Here is a 16,648-nt window from a genome sequence, read left to right on the forward strand (position 1 = left end):
TCAGCTCTCCGGGATCTCGACGACGACATGAGTGGATTTCACCGAGGCGACGGCCACGCTGCCCACCTCGAGGCCGAGCTCGTCCACCGATTCCCGGCTGACCAGCGACACCAGCCGGAACGGGCCCGCTTGCATCTCCACCTGTGCCATCACGGTGTCCTTGACGATGCGCGTGACGATGCCGCGCATGCGGTTGCGGGCCGACGCGGCGACGGTGGTGCCGGCCTCGGGCGCCTCGGCGGTGGCGCGCAGGAATTCGGCCAGATCGCGCCCGCTGATGCCCTTGCGCCCGTTGTCGAGCTGAATCGACGGCAAGCGCCCCTGGTCCACCCATCGACGCACGGTGTCATCGCTGACACCCAGCAGCGCCGCCGCCTCACTGATCCGCAAATTCGACACGAAGTGCAGCTTATTACCGCATCTGCGGAAATCAAGCGGCGGCCCTGATCGTTATCGAACCTGCCCGCGACCGATGCGGGCGGGTGAGGCGCCGGAAATACCGTGTTAGCGTCCGATGCGTGGATTCCCGGCCGACTCAGGTTCAGTCCTTTCCCCTGCTCGAGCCGTACGCGTCGGGGCTGCTCGACGTCGGCGACGGCAATCGGATCTACTGGGCGACCAGCGGGAACCCGCACGGAAAACCGGTGGTGGTCGTGCACGGCGGGCCCGGCGCGGGCAGTGGCGGCAGTCGGCGTAGTGCTTTCGACCCGGAGATTTATCGGATCGTGCGCTTCGACCAGCGTGGCTGCGGGCAGAGCCTGCCGAACGCGGCCGACCCGCGGGTGAGTCTGGCGGTGAATACCACCGAGCATCTGATCGAGGACATGGAGCGGTTGCGCACGCATCTGGGGATCGACCGATGGATGCTGTTCGGCGGATCGTGGGGATCCACGTTGAGCCTCGCTTACGCCCAGCGGTATCCGGAGCGGGTTATCGCGATGGTGCTGGTGGGTGTCTGGATGACGCGGCGCGAGGAGGTCAACTGGCTCTATCGGGGCGTCGGGCTATTGCTGCCCGAGGCATGGGAACGGTTCCGCGACGGTGTCCCCGCCGCCGATCGCGACGGTGATCTGGTCGCCGCCTACAGCCGGCTGTTCGACCACCCCGACCCCCAGGTCCGTCTCGATGCCGCACGCCGCTGGTGTGCTTGGGAAGACGCCGTCATCGCGCACGAAACCACTGGCTCACCCGGCCAATACAGCGCGAAGTCCGAAGCCGCCATGCTCACCTTCACCCGGATCTGCGCCCACTATTTCGCCCATGCCGCCTGGCTGCCCGACGGTCAACTCCTGCGCGACGCCCACCGCCTCGCGGGCATCCCCGGTGTCCTCATCCACGGAAAACGGGACCTGAGCGCCCCACTGCGCACTGCCTGGGAGCTGGCCAAAGCCTGGCCGGATGCCGAACTCCGGGTCATCGACGAATCCGGGCATACCGGCAGCCCGGCGATGGGCGAAGCCGTGGCGTCGGCGGTTGCACGATTTGGGCGGTAATCGGTTCCCGCGCCGACGGGGCACGCCCGTCTCAGGGGTTCCCGCAACTACAGCCCTGCACGCGATTCCACTGGGCGGAGATCGTTTCGATGGCGGGAGCATCCATCGACGCTGGCCAGCGCTCCGCTAGGGCGCCAACCCGAGCACCATCTCGTTCTCCAGCCGCGGGTCGTCCGGCGAGCAGGGCTGCGATCGGCCGGTACGTCGAAACCCGTTGCGCCGGTACAGGTCTTCCGCATGGTGGTTACCGTCCATGACCCACAGGCCAAGGTCCGGATGACTGCCGTCGCGAGCCCAATCGATCACCGCATGGACCAGCCGATCGGACACCCCGCTGCCCCGAGCGACCGGATTCACCCACATCGACACCAACTCCGCCGACCCGTCCTCGAGCAGGCCGGCAGCGGAGCCGAGGGGACCCGCGCCGTTCTCGGCCACGAACAAGGCCCGTGGCGCGGCCCATTCTCGCCAGCGTTGCTCGTTCCAGGTCGATGCCTCGGCGACGGTCGTACTGAAGGTGCCGGGTGGCGACCCCGCGAGCGCGTCCAGCCGGACAGCGCGTGCGGTTTCCCATTCGGCAGCAGGCAACCGGCGCACGATCATCGTCCGATCGTGCGCCGGAACGGACTCACCCGCAAGGGAATTGATCAGTCCTTCGGCCCGCCGGCCACGTAGATGACCTGACCGGAAACGAACCCGGCCCCCTCGCTGGCCAGGAACGACGCGGTGTGCGCGATGTCCTCGGGGTAGCCTACCCGGGCGACCGGGATCTGCGCCGCGGCCGCCGCTTGGAAGTCCTCGAAGGACGCGCCGACGCGGGCGGCCGTGGCGGCGGTCATCTCGGTGACGATGAAGCCGGGCGCGATGGCGTTGGCGGTCACACCGAATTTGCCGAGCTCGAAGGCAAGGGTCTTGGTGAAGCCCTGCATGCCCGCCTTGGCCGCGGAATAGTTGGCCTGGCCACGATTACCGAGCGCCGAGGTGCTCGACATATTGATGATGCGGCCGAACTTCTGCTCGACCATGTACTTCTGCACCGCCCTGGTCAGCAAGAACGCACCACGCAGGTGCACGTTCATGACCGCGTCCCAATCGTCGGCGCTCATCTTGAACAGCAGGTTGTCGCGCAGGATGCCGGCATTGTTGACCACCACCGTCGGCGCGCCCAGCTCCGTTTCGAGTCGCTCGACCGCCGCCGTCACCGATGCCTCATCGCTGACGTCGGCACCCAGCGCCACCGCCTGTCCACCGGCCTCGGTGATCGCGGTGACCGTCGCGGCGCAGGCGTTCTCGTCCAGATCGAGCACGCCCACCTGCATGCCGTCGGCGGCAAATCGTTTGGCGATCGCCGCGCCGATTCCCCGCGCGGCACCGGACACTACTGCGACCCTCTCGGCCATGAATCGACGTCCTTCCTCGAAGTAACTGCGTCGCTGCCATCTAACACCCGGCGGGCGTCCGCGCGTCGCGGCGACTCGAGCGTCCGGGTGTGCCAGGGTCGGTGCTGCACCGCCTGCGGGCGGTCTCGCGATATCGGCAATCTTTTGCGGTATTGGCAAATTTTCTTGCCAGGATTGCAGAACGTCCGCATCATCGTCTGCGGAGGTGGTCACAGTGACCGATGAGCTGAAAAACAGCTATGACGTGGTGGTACTGGGCGGCGGAGCCGCGGGGCTGAGCGGGGCGGTGACGCTGGCGCGCTCGCGGCGGTCGGTCGTGGTGATCGACGCGGGCGAGCCGCGCAACGCGCCGGCCGACGGCGTGCACGGCCTGCTCGGCCGCGATGGCATGCCGCCGGGCGAACTGCTCGAGCGGGGCCGGGCAGAGGCGCGCGGCTACGGCGCGGAGATCGTCACCGGCGAGGTGCGCACGGCCCGGCGTGACGGCGACGATTTCACCGTCACGCTGACCGACGGCCGCTCGACACGCGCCCGCCGTCTGCTGGTCGCCTCGGGGCTGACCGACGTCCTGCCCGATATCCCCGGCCTGCGCGAACGCTGGGGCCGCGATGTGCTGCACTGCCCCTACTGCCACGGCTGGGAGGTGCGCGACCAGGCCATCGGCGTCCTGGCGAGCAGCCCGATGTCGGTGCACCAGGCCATGCTGTTCCGCCAGCTCAGCGACGACGTTACCGTCTTCACCCACACCTCGGCGGAGCCGACCGGTGAAGTGGCCGAGGAACTCGCGGCGCGCGGGATCCGCGTGGTGGCCGGTGCGGTCGCGGGGCTCGACATCGAAGCCGATCGCCTGGTGGGCGTGCGCCTGGCCGACGGCACGGTGATCGCTCGCGACGCCCTGGCCGTCGGATCGCGGATGGTGGCGCGCGCCGGCTTCCTCGCCGACCTCGGGTTGCGGCCGGTGGAACACCCGATGGGCATGGGCGAGCACATCACCGCCGATCCGACGGGCCGCACCGAGGTGCCGGGTGTGTGGGCCGCGGGGAATGTCGTCGATCTGTCCGCTCAAGTGGGTGCGGCGGGCGCCGCCGGGACCATGGCGGGCGCGCAGATCAACGCCGACCTCGTCGCGGAGGAAACGCGCCAGGCGGTCGCCGCGCTGCGCCGGTCGGTCTCGGCCGACCTCGACGCCGACCTGAGCAAGCAGTAGACCCACCCACCACCGACCGCGCCGATCGAAAGGAACTGCATGACCGAGGAATTCGGCAAAGAATTCTGGGAAACGCGCTACCACGGCGACCACGCCGTCGACCGGGAGCCGAACCCGCATCTCGTCGCGGAGGTGGGTGAACTGCCGCCCGGCACGGCCCTCGACGCCGGCTGCGGCACCGGCGGCGAAGCGCTCTGGCTCGCCGCCCGGGGCTGGCAGGTGACGGCGGTGGACATCTCCACCGCCGCCCTCCAGCACGCCCGAACCCGCGCCGATGCCGCCGGCTCCGACATCGCCGCCCGCATCGACTGGCAACAGGCCGATCTCACCGAATGGCCCCCGCCCGCAGCGCATTTCGACCTGGTGACCACCCACTACGTGCACACCACCGGCTCACCGCAAGCCCTGTTCGACCGCCTCGCCGCCGCCGTGGCGCCCGGTGGCACGCTCCTCATCGTCGGGCACGCCCCCACCGATCACCTGTCCAGCCACGCCCACGGCTCCTCACCGCATGTGCACATCACCGCGGCCGATATCGCCGCCGGCCTGGACCCGGACCGCTGGAAAGTTGAAGTCGCCGAAGACCGTTCACGTCAGGCCCCTGGACCGCACGGCACCGAGATCACCCTCGACGACACGGTGCTGCGTGCCCAGCGCGTGTAGCGGCGGCTGGCCCGTCAGGTGCACGACGGCGTCAGGCGGACACGGCGGTGGCCTGATCGGATCCGTCGAATGGCGGGTAGCTGTCGGCGTCGGTCTGTTCGGCGGCCGCGATGTAGCCGGCGAGGGCTTCGCGGGAGCGGGCCAGTTTGCCGATCTGGTCGTCGATGCGGTCCAGCCGGGATCGCATCGCGTCGAGTAGTTCCGGGCAGCCGGGCAGGTCCGGGCCTTCGCCGGTGGCGCAGGGCAGCAGGTAGGCGATGTCGTCGCTGGACAGGCCGGCGTCGAGCAGGTGCCGGATCTGGCGCACTCGCAGCACGGCGTCGTCGTGGTACTCGCGGTAGCCGTTGGCGCCGCGGGCCGCCTCGAGCAGGCCCTGGGCTTCGTAGTAGCGCAATTGATGGGTGTTGACGCCCGTTCGGCGACTTAGTTCCCCGATCAGCATCGACACCTCACTTGACCTTCAGACCGGTATGAACGTTGATCATGCTGCCATGACCAACAACGCAACACCCGTGAGCATTCTCGGACTCGGACTGATGGGGCAGGCGCTGGCCCGCGCGTTCCTGAAAGCCGGGCATCCGACCACCGTATGGAACCGCACGCCCGGCAAAGCCGATCAGCTGATGGCCGAGGGCGCGCAAGTGGCGCCCACCGCTGCCGAGGCGATCGACGCCAGTTCCCTGACGGTCATTTGCGTCAGCGACTACCCGGCCATGTACGAGCTGCTCGACGCGAGCGACCTCGCCGGGACGACCCTGCTCAACCTGACCTCCGGCGACTCCGCCCAAGCTCGGCAGGCCGCACGCTGGGCCGAGCAGCGTGGCGCGCACTATCTCGACGGCGCCATCATGGCCATCCCGCAAGCGATCGGGACCGACGACGCCGTCATCCTGATCAGCGGCGCGCAAGCGGATGCGGACGCGCATCGCCCCACCCTCGAAGCCCTCGGCACCCTCACCTATCTCGGCGCCGACCACGGTCTCGCCTCCCTCTACGACGTGGCGGGCCTGGCGATGATGTGGAGCGTGCTCAACGCCTGGCTCCAGGGCACCGCCCTACTCCGCACCGCAGGCGTCGACGCCGCCACCTTCGCCCCGTTCGCCCAGCAGATGGCCGCCGGCGTCGCCGGCTGGCTCCCCGGACATGCCCAGGAGATCGACGCGGGCTCCTTCGCCACCGAGGTGGCGTCCCTGGACACCCACGTGCGCACGATGGACCACCTCATCGAGGAGTGCGAGGCGGCAGGCATCAACGCCGAACTACCCAGGCTGATCAAATCGATGGCCGACCGCTCCCTCGCCGCCGGCCATGGCGCAGCGAGCTACTCGGTACTGATCGAGGAGTTCGCCAAACCCGCCTGAGCTCCCCGCGGGACGGGGCGCCGCCTACGCCGCCCCGTCCGACGAGGTCCTGGCCGGCGTGAGGTGAGTGACCTCGCACAGCCACCGTCCGTCCCGCCGGACGAACACATCAGAACTCCACTCATCGTTGACGAACCGCTCGCCCTGAAACACCCCGGTATTGACCACCCGAACGATGACGACCGCGACCTCACCGAGCTCCACCACCGACTGCACCTCGCTCCGGAACGAATCGTGCATCACCGCCCCACTCCCGACCGCCGCAAGAAACCGGCTCCCCGGCATCACCCCATCCTGCGAAACGAACATCCACCCCGCCGTAGCAAACGCACCGATGCGCTCGACATCATTCGCCAGGAGCGCATCATCCCAGTCCTTGAACAGCCGGGTAAATGTATCGAGACCTGCGGATCCTTCGTGTTCCATCATGACTCGACATTCGCACCCAAACCCCGACAAGTCTTGGAAAAATGGAGCCACCCGCGGCGCCCCGTGTTCGCGCCGTTCAGCAGAGCCCGGCTAGTTTGTACAGCACGAGCGATCCCGCTACCGCCACGTTGAGGCTGTGCCCGGTGCCGACCATCGGAATCTCAACCGCGAGGTCGATGCGTTCCAGTCCTTCGGGTGGAATTCCGTCGGATTCGTGGCCCAGCACTACGACGGTGCGGCGGCGCGCTACCGGGAGGTCGGCGAGGCGGATGGATTCGTCGGTGAGTTCGACGCCGATCACGGCCGAACCGCCGGCGCGCTGGCGGTCCAGCCAGCGGTCGACGCGGCCGTCGATCCAGTGCACGCAGGAACGGTGGCGCAGGGTGTTGCCTTGGGCGAGGGCGTCGGGGACCCAGGGGCGGCGGGGGACGGCCAGGCAGGCGCCGACGGCGTCGCAGGTGCGCAGCATGGTGCCGAGGTTGACGCCGTGTTTGGGCCACAGGGGAGCGGCGATGAGATGGTTCCAGCAGCCGTGGGCGCGTTGGCGGCGTTGACGACGCAGTTCCGGGCGGGTGCGCACCCGGGCGGCGCTCATCGGCGGACGGGAAGATCCTTCCCGCGGACGACGAATGCGGCGCTACCGCACGACGATTCGGTGTGATTCACAACGACGATGCTTCGCGGCGCATCGGAGCCTTCGACGTGGCCTGCCCAGGAAGGGCCGGCCGGTACCTCCACCATACCGGCCCCTCCGCGGCACCGGCTCAGGGGCGCAGCACCGAGACCAGGAATTCGGTCTGGTCGTGCACGGCCTGCTCGAACAGGTCGTCGAAGTAGATGTCGAAATGGCCTGCGTCGTAGCGCTTCACGATGGCGTGCTTGGTGCGTTCGGCGGCGCGCAGCGCGGGCTTGACCGGTGCTACCGAATCGTTGTCGCATAGCGCGTACAGCACCGGCATCTTCAGCGCCTTCGCCCGCCGCCCGGGTGCGTCGAACAACGCCGAGAATGCCACGCGCGCGGCGACTTTCGGCTGGTAACTCTCGCTTTCCTCGGCCAGCCTGCCGAAACCCTCCGGCACGTCGGGCGCCGACATCAGCGCCGCCGCGCGTTTGCGACCGGCCAGCCGCACCGGCACCGGCTTGCGCCGGATCGGGCCGATCAGCAGGTCGGTGGCGGCGATGGTGGCCACCTTGGTGAGGCTGGTCGGCCCCTTCGCCATGGCCGAGGCCCAGCCACTGGTGAACGGCACCTGCGCCACCACCGCGGCGATGTAGGCGTCGTCCGGTGCCACCGACAGCACGTGCCCGCCGCCGAAGGAAGTGCCCCACAACGCGATCCGGGTGGCGTCGAAACCACGGATGGTGCGCGCGTAGGCGATCGCCGCATGCCAGTCCTCGCGCTGACGGGCGATGTGCAGAAGCTGACGCGGTGCGCCATCACTGGCACCGAAGTGGCGGTAGTCGAAGACCAGCACCCCCATCCCCGCGGCCGCGAACCTGCGCGCGTACCGATCCAAACCCATTTCCCTGTTGGCCCCCAGGCCGTGTCCCATCACCACGAGCGGGCGGGGTTTGGGCACGCCATCCGGGTGGTAGAGCCAGGCGGCGCACTGCTCTCCCCCCGACGGGAAGCTGACCTCGACACGTTCCATGGTCGATTAACTTACCGAGTATCCTGGGCTGGCGGACGAGTCGGCCGGGCGGCCGCGGCGACGGGAACGGGCACGCGAGTGCCGCAGCCCGGAGCCGAGGAAAGTCCGGACTCCACAGAGCAGGGCGGTTGCTAACGGCAACCCGGGGCGACCCGCGGGACAGTGCCACAGAAAACAGACCGCCCACGACCTCTCGGGGTCGTGCGGTGAGGGTGAAACGGTGCGGTAAGAGCGCACCAGCGCCCCGGGTGACCGGGGCGGCTCGGTAAACCCCGCCCGGAGCAAGGTCGAAGGTCGCATCGCGTGCGGTGCGGCTGCGCAGGTGTTCGAGGGCTGCTCGCCCGAGCCTGCGGGTGGACCGCTCGAGGCACCCGGCGACGGTGTGTCCAGATGGATGGCCGCCCCCCGGTGCGAACCGGGGACAGGATCCGGCTTATACGCCGGCTCGTCCGCCCCCCAACGGCGAGCGGCGGCGCCCCAGCAGGGGCGCCGCCGCGTCGGTGTGGGTCTGTGCGGGCTCTCAGCAGAGCACCTTGATCATTTCGTAGATCGCCTTGGACTCCTCCGGCGACGCCGAGCCACGACCGTTCTTGGTGCGGTTGGAGACCTCGGTGAGGATTTCGTCCTCGGCCTTGCCCTCGTGGATGTCGTCGCAGGTCTCGGTGAAGATCTCGCCGATCTCCTCATCGCTGCGGCCCTCGGCCAGGCTCGGGAAGGCCTGCTTGTAGGCGACGACGAAGGAGCCGATCTTGACCGAGTCCAGGCCCATATCGCCCTTCGGCGAGGTCGCGCCCGTCGACGGGGCCGCGGCGTCGCTGGTCTCGGTGGCGGAGGCGGTGGCCGAGGCGGCCGCGGAACCGGAGGCGGTGGGCTGGGCGACGCTCGAGGTCGTCTCGTCCTCACAGCCGGCGATGAACAGGGCGAGAGCGCTGGCGGTTGCCGCGATGGCGGCGGAAGTTCTGATCACGTTGCCGGATGCTAGCGGCACCCGGGGCAAAACGCCTCCCGCGACATCGGGCGGGAGGCGCGCTGCGTGCTACCTCAGGCGGGGCCGATCAACAGCATCCGCGCGAGGTTCGCGGCCTGTTCGGGACCGAGCAGGGGCAGCAGGTAGTCGTACACAAGTGTGGACATGAGGTGCGGAACTCCCAAGATTTCGTCTTACGGGACGGTTACGCTCGGCCACCCTAGCAGCGACCGCGCCCACCGGCGGCCGAGTCGGCGCCGCTGTTATGCCGGATTCGCCCGGAACTGGCCGAGAACGTGATGGAGGTCATAGAGTGGTCGCCGTTGGATCGAGATGCCTCGCGGGGCTGCGATGCATCACCCTCACACTGAAACTCTCGGGAAGCAGGTCTCAACTCATATGCGGGTAGTTCGTTCTCTGGTCGCCGGCGCGTTGATCGCCGGGGCCGCATCGGTTTTCGCCACGCTCGGGGCCGGTACCGCCGGTGCGGTGGCGGTGACCCCGCTGCCGGGCGGGGTTCAGGTCGACCTCAGCCCCGCCGACACCAGGTGGGTGCACCAGAGTGGCGTGGGTCGCACCATCGCCGGGCTGCCGCATCCGTCGGCGGCGTCGTTCGGCTATGCCCTCGACGGTGCCGCGGCGCTGTCGTCGCAGTATCCCGAGGGCCGGGTCGTGTTCACCGTCTTCGGGCCGTTCGACCAGCTGAGCGGCACCATGCTGGCGCTGAAGTAGAGCCTAGAATTTCCAGCGTGGAACTCCACCAGCGGATCGTCTCGGCGCCGGTCGATTTCGGCGCCATTCGATCCGAATTCGGACTGACCTCGGCGTATCCGGCCGAGGCCACCGCGGAAGCCCGCGACGCGGTCGACGCGTTCGCGGGCGACCGCGCCGATCGCACCGACATCCCGTTCGTCACCATCGACCCGCCGGGCGCGATGGATCTCGACCAGGCGCTGCATCTGGAACGCACCGGCACCGGCTTCCTGCTGCACTACGCCATCGCGGACCTCGGCGCCGTCGTCATCCCGGACAGCGCGCTCGCCGCCGAAGCCGGCGCCCGCGGCCAGACCTTCTACCTGCCCGACACCACCGTGCCGTTGCATCCGCCGGTGCTGTCGGAGAACGCGGCCAGTCTGGTGCCGGATCAGACCCGTCCGGCCGCGCTGTGGACCATCGAACTCGATCAGAATGCCGAGCCGCTGCGCTACTCGGTCGAGCGCGCGCTGGTGCGCTCCCGGGCCCGGCTCGACTACGCCGGTGTCCAGGCCGACGCCGACGCCGGCCGTCTGCATCCTTCGATCGCGGCCCTGCCCGAATTCGGCACCCGGCGCATCGCGGCCGGTCTGGAACGTGGCGCGATCGAACTGCGGCTGCCCGCGCAGAGCGTGATCCGCGACGAGGGCGCCGACGGCCACTGGCGCCTGGTGCTGGAACCGCGCACCGCTGCCGACGACTGGAACGAGCAGGTCTCGCTGCTGGCCGGCATGTGCGCGGCCCGCATCATGCTCGACGGCGCCGACAGCTCCGGCGAACGCATCGGCCTGCTGCGCACCATGCCGCCACCGCCCGATTCGGCCATCGCCTCGATCCGCCGCACCGCCGCCGCCCTGGGTATCGACTGGCCCGCCGATCAGCCGGTCGGCCGGATGCTGGCCGCGCTCGACGCCAACTCCCCGGCCACGCTGGTGTTGATGTCGGAGGCCACCGGCCTGCTGCGCGGCGCCGCCTACACCGTGCTCGACGGCACCGATCCGGCCGCGGACAGCTTGCGCCACAGCGCCATCGGCGCACCATACGCGCACGTCACCGCGCCGCTGCGGCGGCTGGTCGACCGCTTCACCACCGAGATCTGCCTGGCCCACTGCGCGGGCACACCGGTCCCGCAATGGGTGCGCGACGGCTTGACCGCCACCGCCGAGACCATGAAACGCAGCGATGGCGTGGCCAACAAGGTCGAACGCGCCTGCATCGACCTGACCGAGGCCACGCTGCTGTCTCAGCGCATCGGCGCCGAATTCGACGCCGTCGTCGTGCGCGAAGGCAATGGCAACCGGCCCGCCGAGATCTTCATCGCGGACCCGCCGCTGGTGGGGCCGTGCGAGGGTGCGCCGTCGGAAGGTTCGACGGTGCGGGTGCGCCTGGAATCAGCGGACCCGGTGACGCGGAAGGTGTTGTTCACCCACCTGCGTTGAATTCATTGTGCCTAGCCGTGACCCGCTGGCCTTGAAGCGCGCTGAGTCGTCAAGGTGGCGTCTATCTCGCGATAAGCCGTGCCGAGTCCATCGGTCGACACGCGCACGCGTGCTGGGCCGACGTGTGCCGCGCCGTCGAGGTGGCGAAACCGGTGCTCGCCGCGCTGCACGGCCCAACGCGCGTAGCGGCTCCGGCGATCTCGGGTCCCTAAGCCGGCAGCAGCGAAGCCGCGGTGGCCGGGTATTTCGCCAAATGCTCACCGGCGGCCCGATCCTCGGCGTCCGCCAGCGCCGAATACAACGCGGTGTCTTCGCCCGCGGCCCGGGCTTCGGCGGCGCGAGTAAGGATCGCTTCATGCGATTCCACCGCGTCGCGATGATCGCCGAGCACGGTTTGCAGCCGCTTGGCCTGACTGCCGAGTTCGGCCGCCTCCTCGCCGAGGGTCGCGGTGGCGGCTTCGCAGCAGTAGCGTAAACGCTTGGCGCCCTTGCGGATATCGTGCAGCAGCTCGATCCGGCCCGCGGGGTCGACGGTAGTTTCCGCGCGGACCATACGATCGAGGCGTGCCCGGTCGCGCTGCAAAACCGCGCGGAACACCTCGTCGGCCGGCCCGTCGAGACGGCCCTTGCGCAGTGGGGGAGCTGTTCGCCAGCGCGAAAGCTGTTCCCGCAGTTTCCGATACCGCTCGCTGTCGAGTGCGCGCAGTACCTCCGCGTGTGCTGCGGCGTACCGGCCGCGTTCGGCGCCGACCAGCCGATCGGTGACGGCCACGAGCACATCCGGGTCGGCATCCGCCGTCAACTCCGACCCCAGCAGCGCCGTGAACCGCTCGGCCCGCACCTCCGCATCGCGGGCCACCCCGAGCAGCCCCGCCAGCCAGGCCAGCTCGGCCACCATGTCCGCCGCGGGCGTGCGCTTGAACAACCGGCGATACGACCGCAGCACACTGCGCAACCGGCGGGTGGCGACGCGCATCTGATGCACCGAATCCCAGGCGTCGTCCCGCACATCCGGTTCGGCGGCCAGCAGCCGGTCGATATCCTCGCTCAGGGCCGCGATGAGCGCGTCGGCGGCGGTGACCGTCATGACCTAGCGTCCTTTCGCGAACCCGTCGGTGGCTTCGACGAGATGGTGAGTGATCCCGGGCTCGTTGGCCGCGTGCCCGGCATCGTCGACGATGTGCAGCACCGAACCCGGCCAGGCCCGATGCAGCTCCCACGCGCTGACGGCCGGGCAGACGATATCGTGGCGGCCCTGCACGATCACCGCGGGAATGCCGGCGATCTTGTCGATATCGCGCAACAACTGTCCCTCGTCGAGGAATCCGCCGTGCCGGAAATAGTGATTCTCGATGCGAGCGAAGGCGAGCGCGAAGCGTGGTTCACCGGTTTCGGCGACCCGATCCGGTTGCGGCAGCAGTGAACTCGTCGCACCCTCCCAGGTGGACCAAGCGACGGCCGCGGCGGTGGCGATCTCCTCATCGGGAGAGTGCAGCAGCCGGTGGTAGGCCTCGACCAGGTCGCCGTCGCGTTCGGCTTCGGGCACCGGGGCGAGGAACTTCTCCCATTCGTCCGGGTAGACGTAGCCGGCGGCGCCGTTGTAGTACCAGTCGATTTCCTTGCGCCGCAACAGGAAGATCCCGCGCAACACCAACTCGGTGACACGCTGCGGATACCGCTGCGCATACGCCAGCGCCAGCGTGGAACCCCACGATCCGCCGAACACCAGCCACTGCTCGATACCGAGCGCTTCGCGCAGCTGCTCGATATCGGCGATCAGATGGTCGGTCGTGTTCACCGACAGATCCGCGCCGTCGGCAATATGCGGTGTGGAGCGACCGCACCCACGCTGATCGAACAGCACGATCCGATACTGCTCCGGATCGAAGAACTGCCGATGAAACGGCGCGGTCCCGCCGCCGGGGCCACCGTGCAGGAACACTGCCGGCTTACCCTCGGGATTGCCGCTGACCTCCCAGTACACCGACTGGCCCGCACCCACATCGAGCATGCCGCGCTGGTGTGGCTCGATCGGCGGGTACAGCGTGCGCATCAGAACGCCAGACCGGACGCCAGATCCGGCAGGCCGAGCGCGTCGATCGCCTCCTGCCGCACGTCCGGGCAGGCCTTCGTGGTGATCCGGTCGATCGATTGCTTATCGGCGAGCACCTGCGCGTTGATCGCGCCGTTGCGCAAGGCCCAGTCGTGCACCATCGCGTTCAACCCGATGCGGCCCAGCGTCGGCCCCTGCACCCGCCAGTTCGACAGCTCCGGCCGGATCATCTCGCACAGCGCGGTCGCCGCGGAATCGGAAACCTCGAGCGGAGTACCGGGGGCCGGGGTGGTGGCGCCCGGTGTGGTGGCAGGCAGGCTGGTCGGCACGGCGGTCGTCGTCCCGGTCGCGCCGCTGGATCCGGTGCCGGATTCACCTCCGCACGCGGTCAATAGGACAGCAGCACACGCTCCCGCGACCACCAGCGTGCTCCGGGAAATCCAACGGCGTTCCGGCATCAGTACCTCTGCTCGATCGAGATTGTCGATACGAGTCTGCCATTTTTCCGGTACGGCGGTGGTGCGGTGTTCCCCGGCTCGAGGTGCGAGAGTGGGCCGGACCGATGGGCGACGCAGAAGTCGGCCGGGCGGCGCGAAGACGATCCGCGCGCGCCCGGCCGAGTTCGCTATCGACGGCTCAGAAGCTGTGCTCGGGCCCCGGAAAGGTGCCCTTGCGGACCTCGTCGGCGTAGGCGGCAGCGGCGGCGCGCAGATCGTCGCCGGTGTTGGCGAACCGCTTGACGAACTTGGCGGTCTTGCCGCTGGTGTAGCCGGCCATGTCCTGCCAGACCAGCACCTGGGCGTCACAGTCGACACCGGCGCCGATGCCGATGGTGGGGATGGTGAGCTTGCGGGTGACCTGGCCGGCGAGTTCGGCCGGGACCATCTCCATCACCACCGAGAATGCGCCCGCTTCCTGGACCGCGATGGCGTCGGCGATGAGCTGCTCGGCGCCGTCGCCGCGGCCCTGCACCCGGAACCCACCGAGGGTGTTGACACTTTGCGGGGTGAAACCGATATGGGCCATCACCGGGATGCCCGCGGCGGTGATCAACGCGATCTGCTCGGCCACCCGTTCACCGCCCTCCAGTTTCACCGCATGCGCCTGGCCCTCTTTCAGGAACCGGGTCGCGGTGGCCAGCGCCTGCTGCGGCGAGGACTCGTAGGTGCCGAACGGCAGGTCGGCCACCACCAGCGCGTGCGGCGCACCGCGCACCACACCGCGCACCAGCGGAATGAGCTCGTCGACGGTGATCGGCACGGTCGTGTCGTAGCCGTAGACCACATTGGCCGCCGAATCGCCGACCAGCAGCACCGGGATGCCGGCTTCCTCGAACAGCCGTGCCGTGGAGTAGTCGTAGGCGGTGAGCATGGACCAGCGCTCGCCCGTCGCCTTCATCTGCTGCAGATGATGGACGCGGGTCTTGCGCCGGGGCTTGGCCTCGGCGGCGGCAGCGCCGTAGGCGGGGGTTTCCGAATCGGATACGGACATCATCGTCCCTTTCGTCGTCCTCGAGGCCCGTCGTGCGGGTCCCCGGGTCTGGGTGACGCCATCCAGTGTGCCACCGGCCGCACTGCCCGCTTAAGGGCGGCGACCAGTGCGGTTGGTCACACCGGCGGATGTGGCGCGCTGCGGCGGTACCAGCGATCACGGCTAGCATGGCGCCGTGCGGAGTGGGCGTGGTGTGCTGGTGACGGTGCTGGCGGTGACGGCGTTGGCGGCCGGTTGTGCGGAGTCGAAGCAGGAGCCCGCGGCCGCGGTGCCCCCACCTCCGGACGGTCTCGCCGAGTTCTACACCCAGACCCCGCAGTGGGGTAGCTGCGCCGATTTCACCGGCCCGGACGAGTCGCTGCCGCCGGCCACCGAATGCACCCGTATCACCGTCCCGGTCGATTACGCCGACCCCGATGGCGCCACCGCGCAGATCGCGTTGTCGCGGGTCAAGGCGGAGGGCAAGAACCGCATCGGCTCGCTGCTGCTCAATCCCGGCGGCCCGGGCATGTCGGGGCTGTCCACGGTGACGGTGGGCGGCGGCACTCCGATCGCCGAACGGTTCGATCGCGTCGGTTTCGATCCGCGTGGCGTCGGCGCCTCCACCCCGTCGGTGGCCTGCCTGACCCCGCAGGAAGCCGATGCCGAACGCGCCGAGCCACCGGTGGCCAACACCCCGGAGGGCATTGCCGCCGAGGAGGCCGACAACCGCGAATACGCGCAGGCCTGCGTCGAGCGCACGGGCAAGGAGTTCCTGGCCCATGTCGGCACCCGCGAGGTGGTGCAGGACATGGACATCATCCGGGCGGTGCTCGGCGATGCGAAGCTCACCTATCTGGGCTACTCCTACGGCACGCGACTCGGCACGGCGTACGCCGAGAAGTTCCCCGGCAACGTGCGCGCGCTCGTGCTCGACGGCGCCATCGACCCCACCCAGGACCCGGTCGAGGAATCGCTGCGCCAGGCCGAGGGCTTCCAGCAGGCCTTCGACGCCTACGCCGCCGACTGCGTCACCCGGCCCGACTGCCCGCTGGGTAACGACGCCTCCACCGCGGTGAAGCGGTTCCGGGAACTGGTCGATCCGCTCTGGGACAAGCCCGCCGCCACCACCGACGCCCGTGGCCTCAGCTACGGCGACGCGCTGACCGGTGTGCGGCAGACGCTCTACAGCGAAAGCTTCTGGCGCGTGTTGTCGCTGGGCCTGACCGAATTGAGCCAGGGCCGCGGCGACACGCTGCTGCAATTGGCCGACCTGTACAACGGGCGCAACGAGGACGGCACCTATAACAATTTGAACGACGCTTTCAACGCGATTCGCTGTGTCGACGATCCGCGCATCACCGATCCGGCGGTGGCAGGCAAGCAGGACACCGAGTACCGCAAGGCCGCCCCGTTCATGGACGACGGCCGCGGCACCGGCGCCGCCCCGCTCGAATTGTGCGCGAGCTGGCCGGTGCCCAACACCAGTCAGCCGCACGAAATTTCGGTCCAGGGCCTGCCGACCACGGTCGTCGTGTCCACCACCGGCGATCCGGCCACCCCGTATCAGGCGGGCGTCGACCTCGCCGAGCAGCTCGGCGCCGCGTTGATCACCTACGAAGGCGATAGTCATACGGTCGTGCTGAACGAGGGTTCGCCGTGCGTGGACAACGCGGTCATCGCCTACCTGACCGAGTTGATCGAGCCGCAGCCCGGGCTCAGGTGCTGACGCGCAGGTGAGCTCACATCGCGGGATACAAA

The 16,648-nt window shown here is 69.1% G+C and carries 19 protein-coding genes and 1 other RNA gene; 8 read left to right on the forward strand and 12 right to left on the reverse strand.

Going from position 1 to position 16,648, the window contains the following annotated elements:
* On the reverse strand, window positions 1-399 hold the full coding sequence (locus tag NOCYR_RS08565) for a TOBE domain-containing protein (RefSeq protein WP_014349959.1): 399 nt from the start codon (window positions 397-399) through the stop codon (window positions 1-3).
* A 119-nt stretch (window positions 400-518) separates the two neighbouring features.
* Between NOCYR_RS08565 and pip (NOCYR_RS08570) the strand changes: the two genes are divergently transcribed.
* Window positions 519-1,493 (forward strand): prolyl aminopeptidase, encoded by a 975-nt coding sequence (gene pip / locus NOCYR_RS08570; RefSeq protein ID WP_014349960.1) that lies wholly within the window; start codon window positions 519-521, stop codon window positions 1,491-1,493.
* Window positions 1,494-1,619: 126 nt separating this feature from the next.
* Here pip (NOCYR_RS08570) and NOCYR_RS27905 read toward each other — a convergent pair whose 3' ends face one another.
* Window positions 1,620-2,096 carry a GNAT family N-acetyltransferase gene (locus tag NOCYR_RS27905; RefSeq protein ID WP_014349961.1) on the reverse strand — a complete coding sequence of 159 codons (477 nt, stop codon included), beginning with the start codon at window positions 2,094-2,096 and terminating at the stop codon, window positions 1,620-1,622.
* A 44-nt stretch (window positions 2,097-2,140) separates the two neighbouring features.
* Window positions 2,141-2,893: a 3-oxoacyl-ACP reductase FabG gene (gene fabG / locus NOCYR_RS08580; protein WP_014349962.1), complete on the reverse strand. Its 753-nt coding sequence runs from the start codon at window positions 2,891-2,893 to the stop codon at window positions 2,141-2,143.
* A 214-nt stretch (window positions 2,894-3,107) separates the two neighbouring features.
* On the opposite strand from fabG, the gene NOCYR_RS08585 reads away from it, so the two are divergent.
* Window positions 3,108-4,100 carry an NAD(P)/FAD-dependent oxidoreductase gene (locus NOCYR_RS08585; protein ID WP_014349963.1) on the forward strand — a complete coding sequence of 331 codons (993 nt, stop codon included), beginning with the start codon at window positions 3,108-3,110 and terminating at the stop codon, window positions 4,098-4,100.
* Between the two features lie 39 nt (window positions 4,101-4,139).
* Window positions 4,140-4,763 carry a class I SAM-dependent methyltransferase gene (locus tag NOCYR_RS08590; RefSeq protein ID WP_014349964.1) on the forward strand — a complete coding sequence of 208 codons (624 nt, stop codon included), beginning with the start codon at window positions 4,140-4,142 and terminating at the stop codon, window positions 4,761-4,763.
* A 31-nt stretch (window positions 4,764-4,794) separates the two neighbouring features.
* On the opposite strand, the gene NOCYR_RS08595 is transcribed toward NOCYR_RS08590, so the two are convergent.
* Complete coding sequence (locus tag NOCYR_RS08595) at window positions 4,795-5,205, reverse strand: MerR family transcriptional regulator (RefSeq protein ID WP_048833185.1); 411 nt, start codon at window positions 5,203-5,205, stop codon at window positions 4,795-4,797.
* Window positions 5,206-5,254: 49 nt separating this feature from the next.
* On the opposite strand from NOCYR_RS08595, the gene NOCYR_RS08600 reads away from it, so the two are divergent.
* Window positions 5,255-6,124 carry an NAD(P)-dependent oxidoreductase gene (locus tag NOCYR_RS08600; protein WP_014349966.1) on the forward strand — a complete coding sequence of 290 codons (870 nt, stop codon included), beginning with the start codon at window positions 5,255-5,257 and terminating at the stop codon, window positions 6,122-6,124.
* 24 nt (window positions 6,125-6,148) lie between these two features.
* Here the strand turns inward: NOCYR_RS08600 and NOCYR_RS08605 are convergent, their stop codons facing one another.
* The 3 genes from NOCYR_RS08605 to NOCYR_RS08615 form a co-directional block, all read right to left on the reverse strand.
* Window positions 6,149-6,553, reverse strand: coding sequence for a nuclear transport factor 2 family protein (locus tag NOCYR_RS08605; protein WP_048833186.1), 405 nt, complete (start codon window positions 6,551-6,553; stop codon window positions 6,149-6,151).
* A gap of 76 nt (window positions 6,554-6,629) precedes the next feature.
* Window positions 6,630-7,148, reverse strand: a complete 519-nt coding sequence (locus tag NOCYR_RS08610) for a TrmH family RNA methyltransferase (protein ID WP_014349968.1) — start codon at window positions 7,146-7,148, stop codon at window positions 6,630-6,632.
* Window positions 7,149-7,317: 169 nt separating this feature from the next.
* On the reverse strand, window positions 7,318-8,205 hold the full coding sequence (locus NOCYR_RS08615; protein ID WP_014349969.1) for an alpha/beta hydrolase: 888 nt from the start codon (window positions 8,203-8,205) through the stop codon (window positions 7,318-7,320).
* A 36-nt stretch (window positions 8,206-8,241) separates the two neighbouring features.
* Between NOCYR_RS08615 and rnpB the strand changes: the two genes are divergently transcribed.
* Window positions 8,242-8,657, forward strand: an RNA gene (gene rnpB, locus NOCYR_RS28030) — RNase P RNA component class A.
* Between the two features lie 68 nt (window positions 8,658-8,725).
* On the opposite strand, the gene NOCYR_RS29680 is transcribed toward rnpB, so the two are convergent.
* Complete coding sequence (locus tag NOCYR_RS29680) at window positions 8,726-9,172, reverse strand: hypothetical protein (RefSeq protein WP_014349970.1); 447 nt, start codon at window positions 9,170-9,172, stop codon at window positions 8,726-8,728.
* Window positions 9,173-9,571: 399 nt separating this feature from the next.
* Here NOCYR_RS29680 and NOCYR_RS08625 point away from each other — a divergent pair, with 399 nt between their 5' ends.
* Both NOCYR_RS08625 and NOCYR_RS08630 read left to right on the forward strand, forming a co-directional pair.
* Window positions 9,572-9,904 carry a hypothetical protein gene (locus tag NOCYR_RS08625; RefSeq protein ID WP_014349971.1) on the forward strand — a complete coding sequence of 111 codons (333 nt, stop codon included), beginning with the start codon at window positions 9,572-9,574 and terminating at the stop codon, window positions 9,902-9,904.
* A gap of 17 nt (window positions 9,905-9,921) precedes the next feature.
* Complete coding sequence (locus tag NOCYR_RS08630; RefSeq protein ID WP_014349972.1) at window positions 9,922-11,364, forward strand: RNB domain-containing ribonuclease; 1,443 nt, start codon at window positions 9,922-9,924, stop codon at window positions 11,362-11,364.
* A gap of 208 nt (window positions 11,365-11,572) precedes the next feature.
* On the opposite strand, the gene NOCYR_RS08635 is transcribed toward NOCYR_RS08630, so the two are convergent.
* From NOCYR_RS08635 to panB, 4 genes are all read right to left on the reverse strand, one after another.
* Window positions 11,573-12,451, reverse strand: a complete 879-nt coding sequence (locus tag NOCYR_RS08635) for a CHAD domain-containing protein (protein ID WP_014349973.1) — start codon at window positions 12,449-12,451, stop codon at window positions 11,573-11,575.
* 3 nt (window positions 12,452-12,454) lie between these two features.
* Complete coding sequence (pip, locus tag NOCYR_RS08640; protein ID WP_014349974.1) at window positions 12,455-13,417, reverse strand: prolyl aminopeptidase; 963 nt, start codon at window positions 13,415-13,417, stop codon at window positions 12,455-12,457.
* Entirely contained in the window at window positions 13,417-13,875 is a 459-nt protein-coding gene (locus NOCYR_RS08645) for a hypothetical protein (RefSeq protein ID WP_048833188.1), read from the reverse strand. The genes pip (NOCYR_RS08640) and NOCYR_RS08645 overlap by 1 nt, the downstream gene beginning before the upstream one ends.
* A gap of 178 nt (window positions 13,876-14,053) precedes the next feature.
* Window positions 14,054-14,908, reverse strand: a complete 855-nt coding sequence (panB, locus tag NOCYR_RS08650; RefSeq protein ID WP_048833189.1) for a 3-methyl-2-oxobutanoate hydroxymethyltransferase — start codon at window positions 14,906-14,908, stop codon at window positions 14,054-14,056.
* 175 nt (window positions 14,909-15,083) lie between these two features.
* On the opposite strand from panB, the gene NOCYR_RS08655 reads away from it, so the two are divergent.
* On the forward strand, window positions 15,084-16,616 hold the full coding sequence (locus NOCYR_RS08655; RefSeq protein ID WP_048833190.1) for an alpha/beta hydrolase: 1,533 nt from the start codon (window positions 15,084-15,086) through the stop codon (window positions 16,614-16,616).
* Window positions 16,617-16,648: the final 32 nt, after the last annotated feature.

The sequence above is a fragment of the Nocardia cyriacigeorgica GUH-2 genome, from assembly GCF_000284035.1.
Lineage (GTDB): Bacteria > Actinomycetota > Actinomycetes > Mycobacteriales > Mycobacteriaceae > Nocardia > Nocardia cyriacigeorgica_B.

Bases quoted from the DNA above. Each gene is read 5' to 3' on its own strand.
- NOCYR_RS27905 (WP_014349961.1), bottom strand. From the start codon at position 2,096: ATGATCGTGCGCCGGTTGCCTGCTGCCGAATGGGAAACCGCACGCGCT.
- fabG (WP_014349962.1), bottom strand. From the start codon at position 2,893: ATGGCCGAGAGGGTCGCAGTAGTGTCCGGTGCCGCGCGGGGAATCGGC.
- NOCYR_RS08590 (WP_014349964.1), top strand. From the start codon at position 4,140: ATGACCGAGGAATTCGGCAAAGAATTCTGGGAAACGCGCTACCACGGC.
- NOCYR_RS08595 (WP_048833185.1), bottom strand. From the start codon at position 5,205: ATGCTGATCGGGGAACTAAGTCGCCGAACGGGCGTCAACACCCATCAA.
- NOCYR_RS08600 (WP_014349966.1), top strand. From the start codon at position 5,255: ATGACCAACAACGCAACACCCGTGAGCATTCTCGGACTCGGACTGATG.
- NOCYR_RS08605 (WP_048833186.1), bottom strand. From the start codon at position 6,553: ATGATGGAACACGAAGGATCCGCAGGTCTCGATACATTTACCCGGCTG.
- NOCYR_RS08610 (WP_014349968.1), bottom strand. From the start codon at position 7,148: ATGAGCGCCGCCCGGGTGCGCACCCGCCCGGAACTGCGTCGTCAACGC.
- NOCYR_RS08615 (WP_014349969.1), bottom strand. From the start codon at position 8,205: ATGGAACGTGTCGAGGTCAGCTTCCCGTCGGGGGGAGAGCAGTGCGCC.
- NOCYR_RS08625 (WP_014349971.1), top strand. From the start codon at position 9,572: ATGCGGGTAGTTCGTTCTCTGGTCGCCGGCGCGTTGATCGCCGGGGCC.
- NOCYR_RS08635 (WP_014349973.1), bottom strand. From the start codon at position 12,451: ATGACGGTCACCGCCGCCGACGCGCTCATCGCGGCCCTGAGCGAGGAT.
- pip (WP_014349974.1), bottom strand. From the start codon at position 13,417: ATGCGCACGCTGTACCCGCCGATCGAGCCACACCAGCGCGGCATGCTC.
- NOCYR_RS08645 (WP_048833188.1), bottom strand. From the start codon at position 13,875: ATGCCGGAACGCCGTTGGATTTCCCGGAGCACGCTGGTGGTCGCGGGA.
- panB (WP_048833189.1), bottom strand. From the start codon at position 14,908: ATGTCCGTATCCGATTCGGAAACCCCCGCCTACGGCGCTGCCGCCGCC.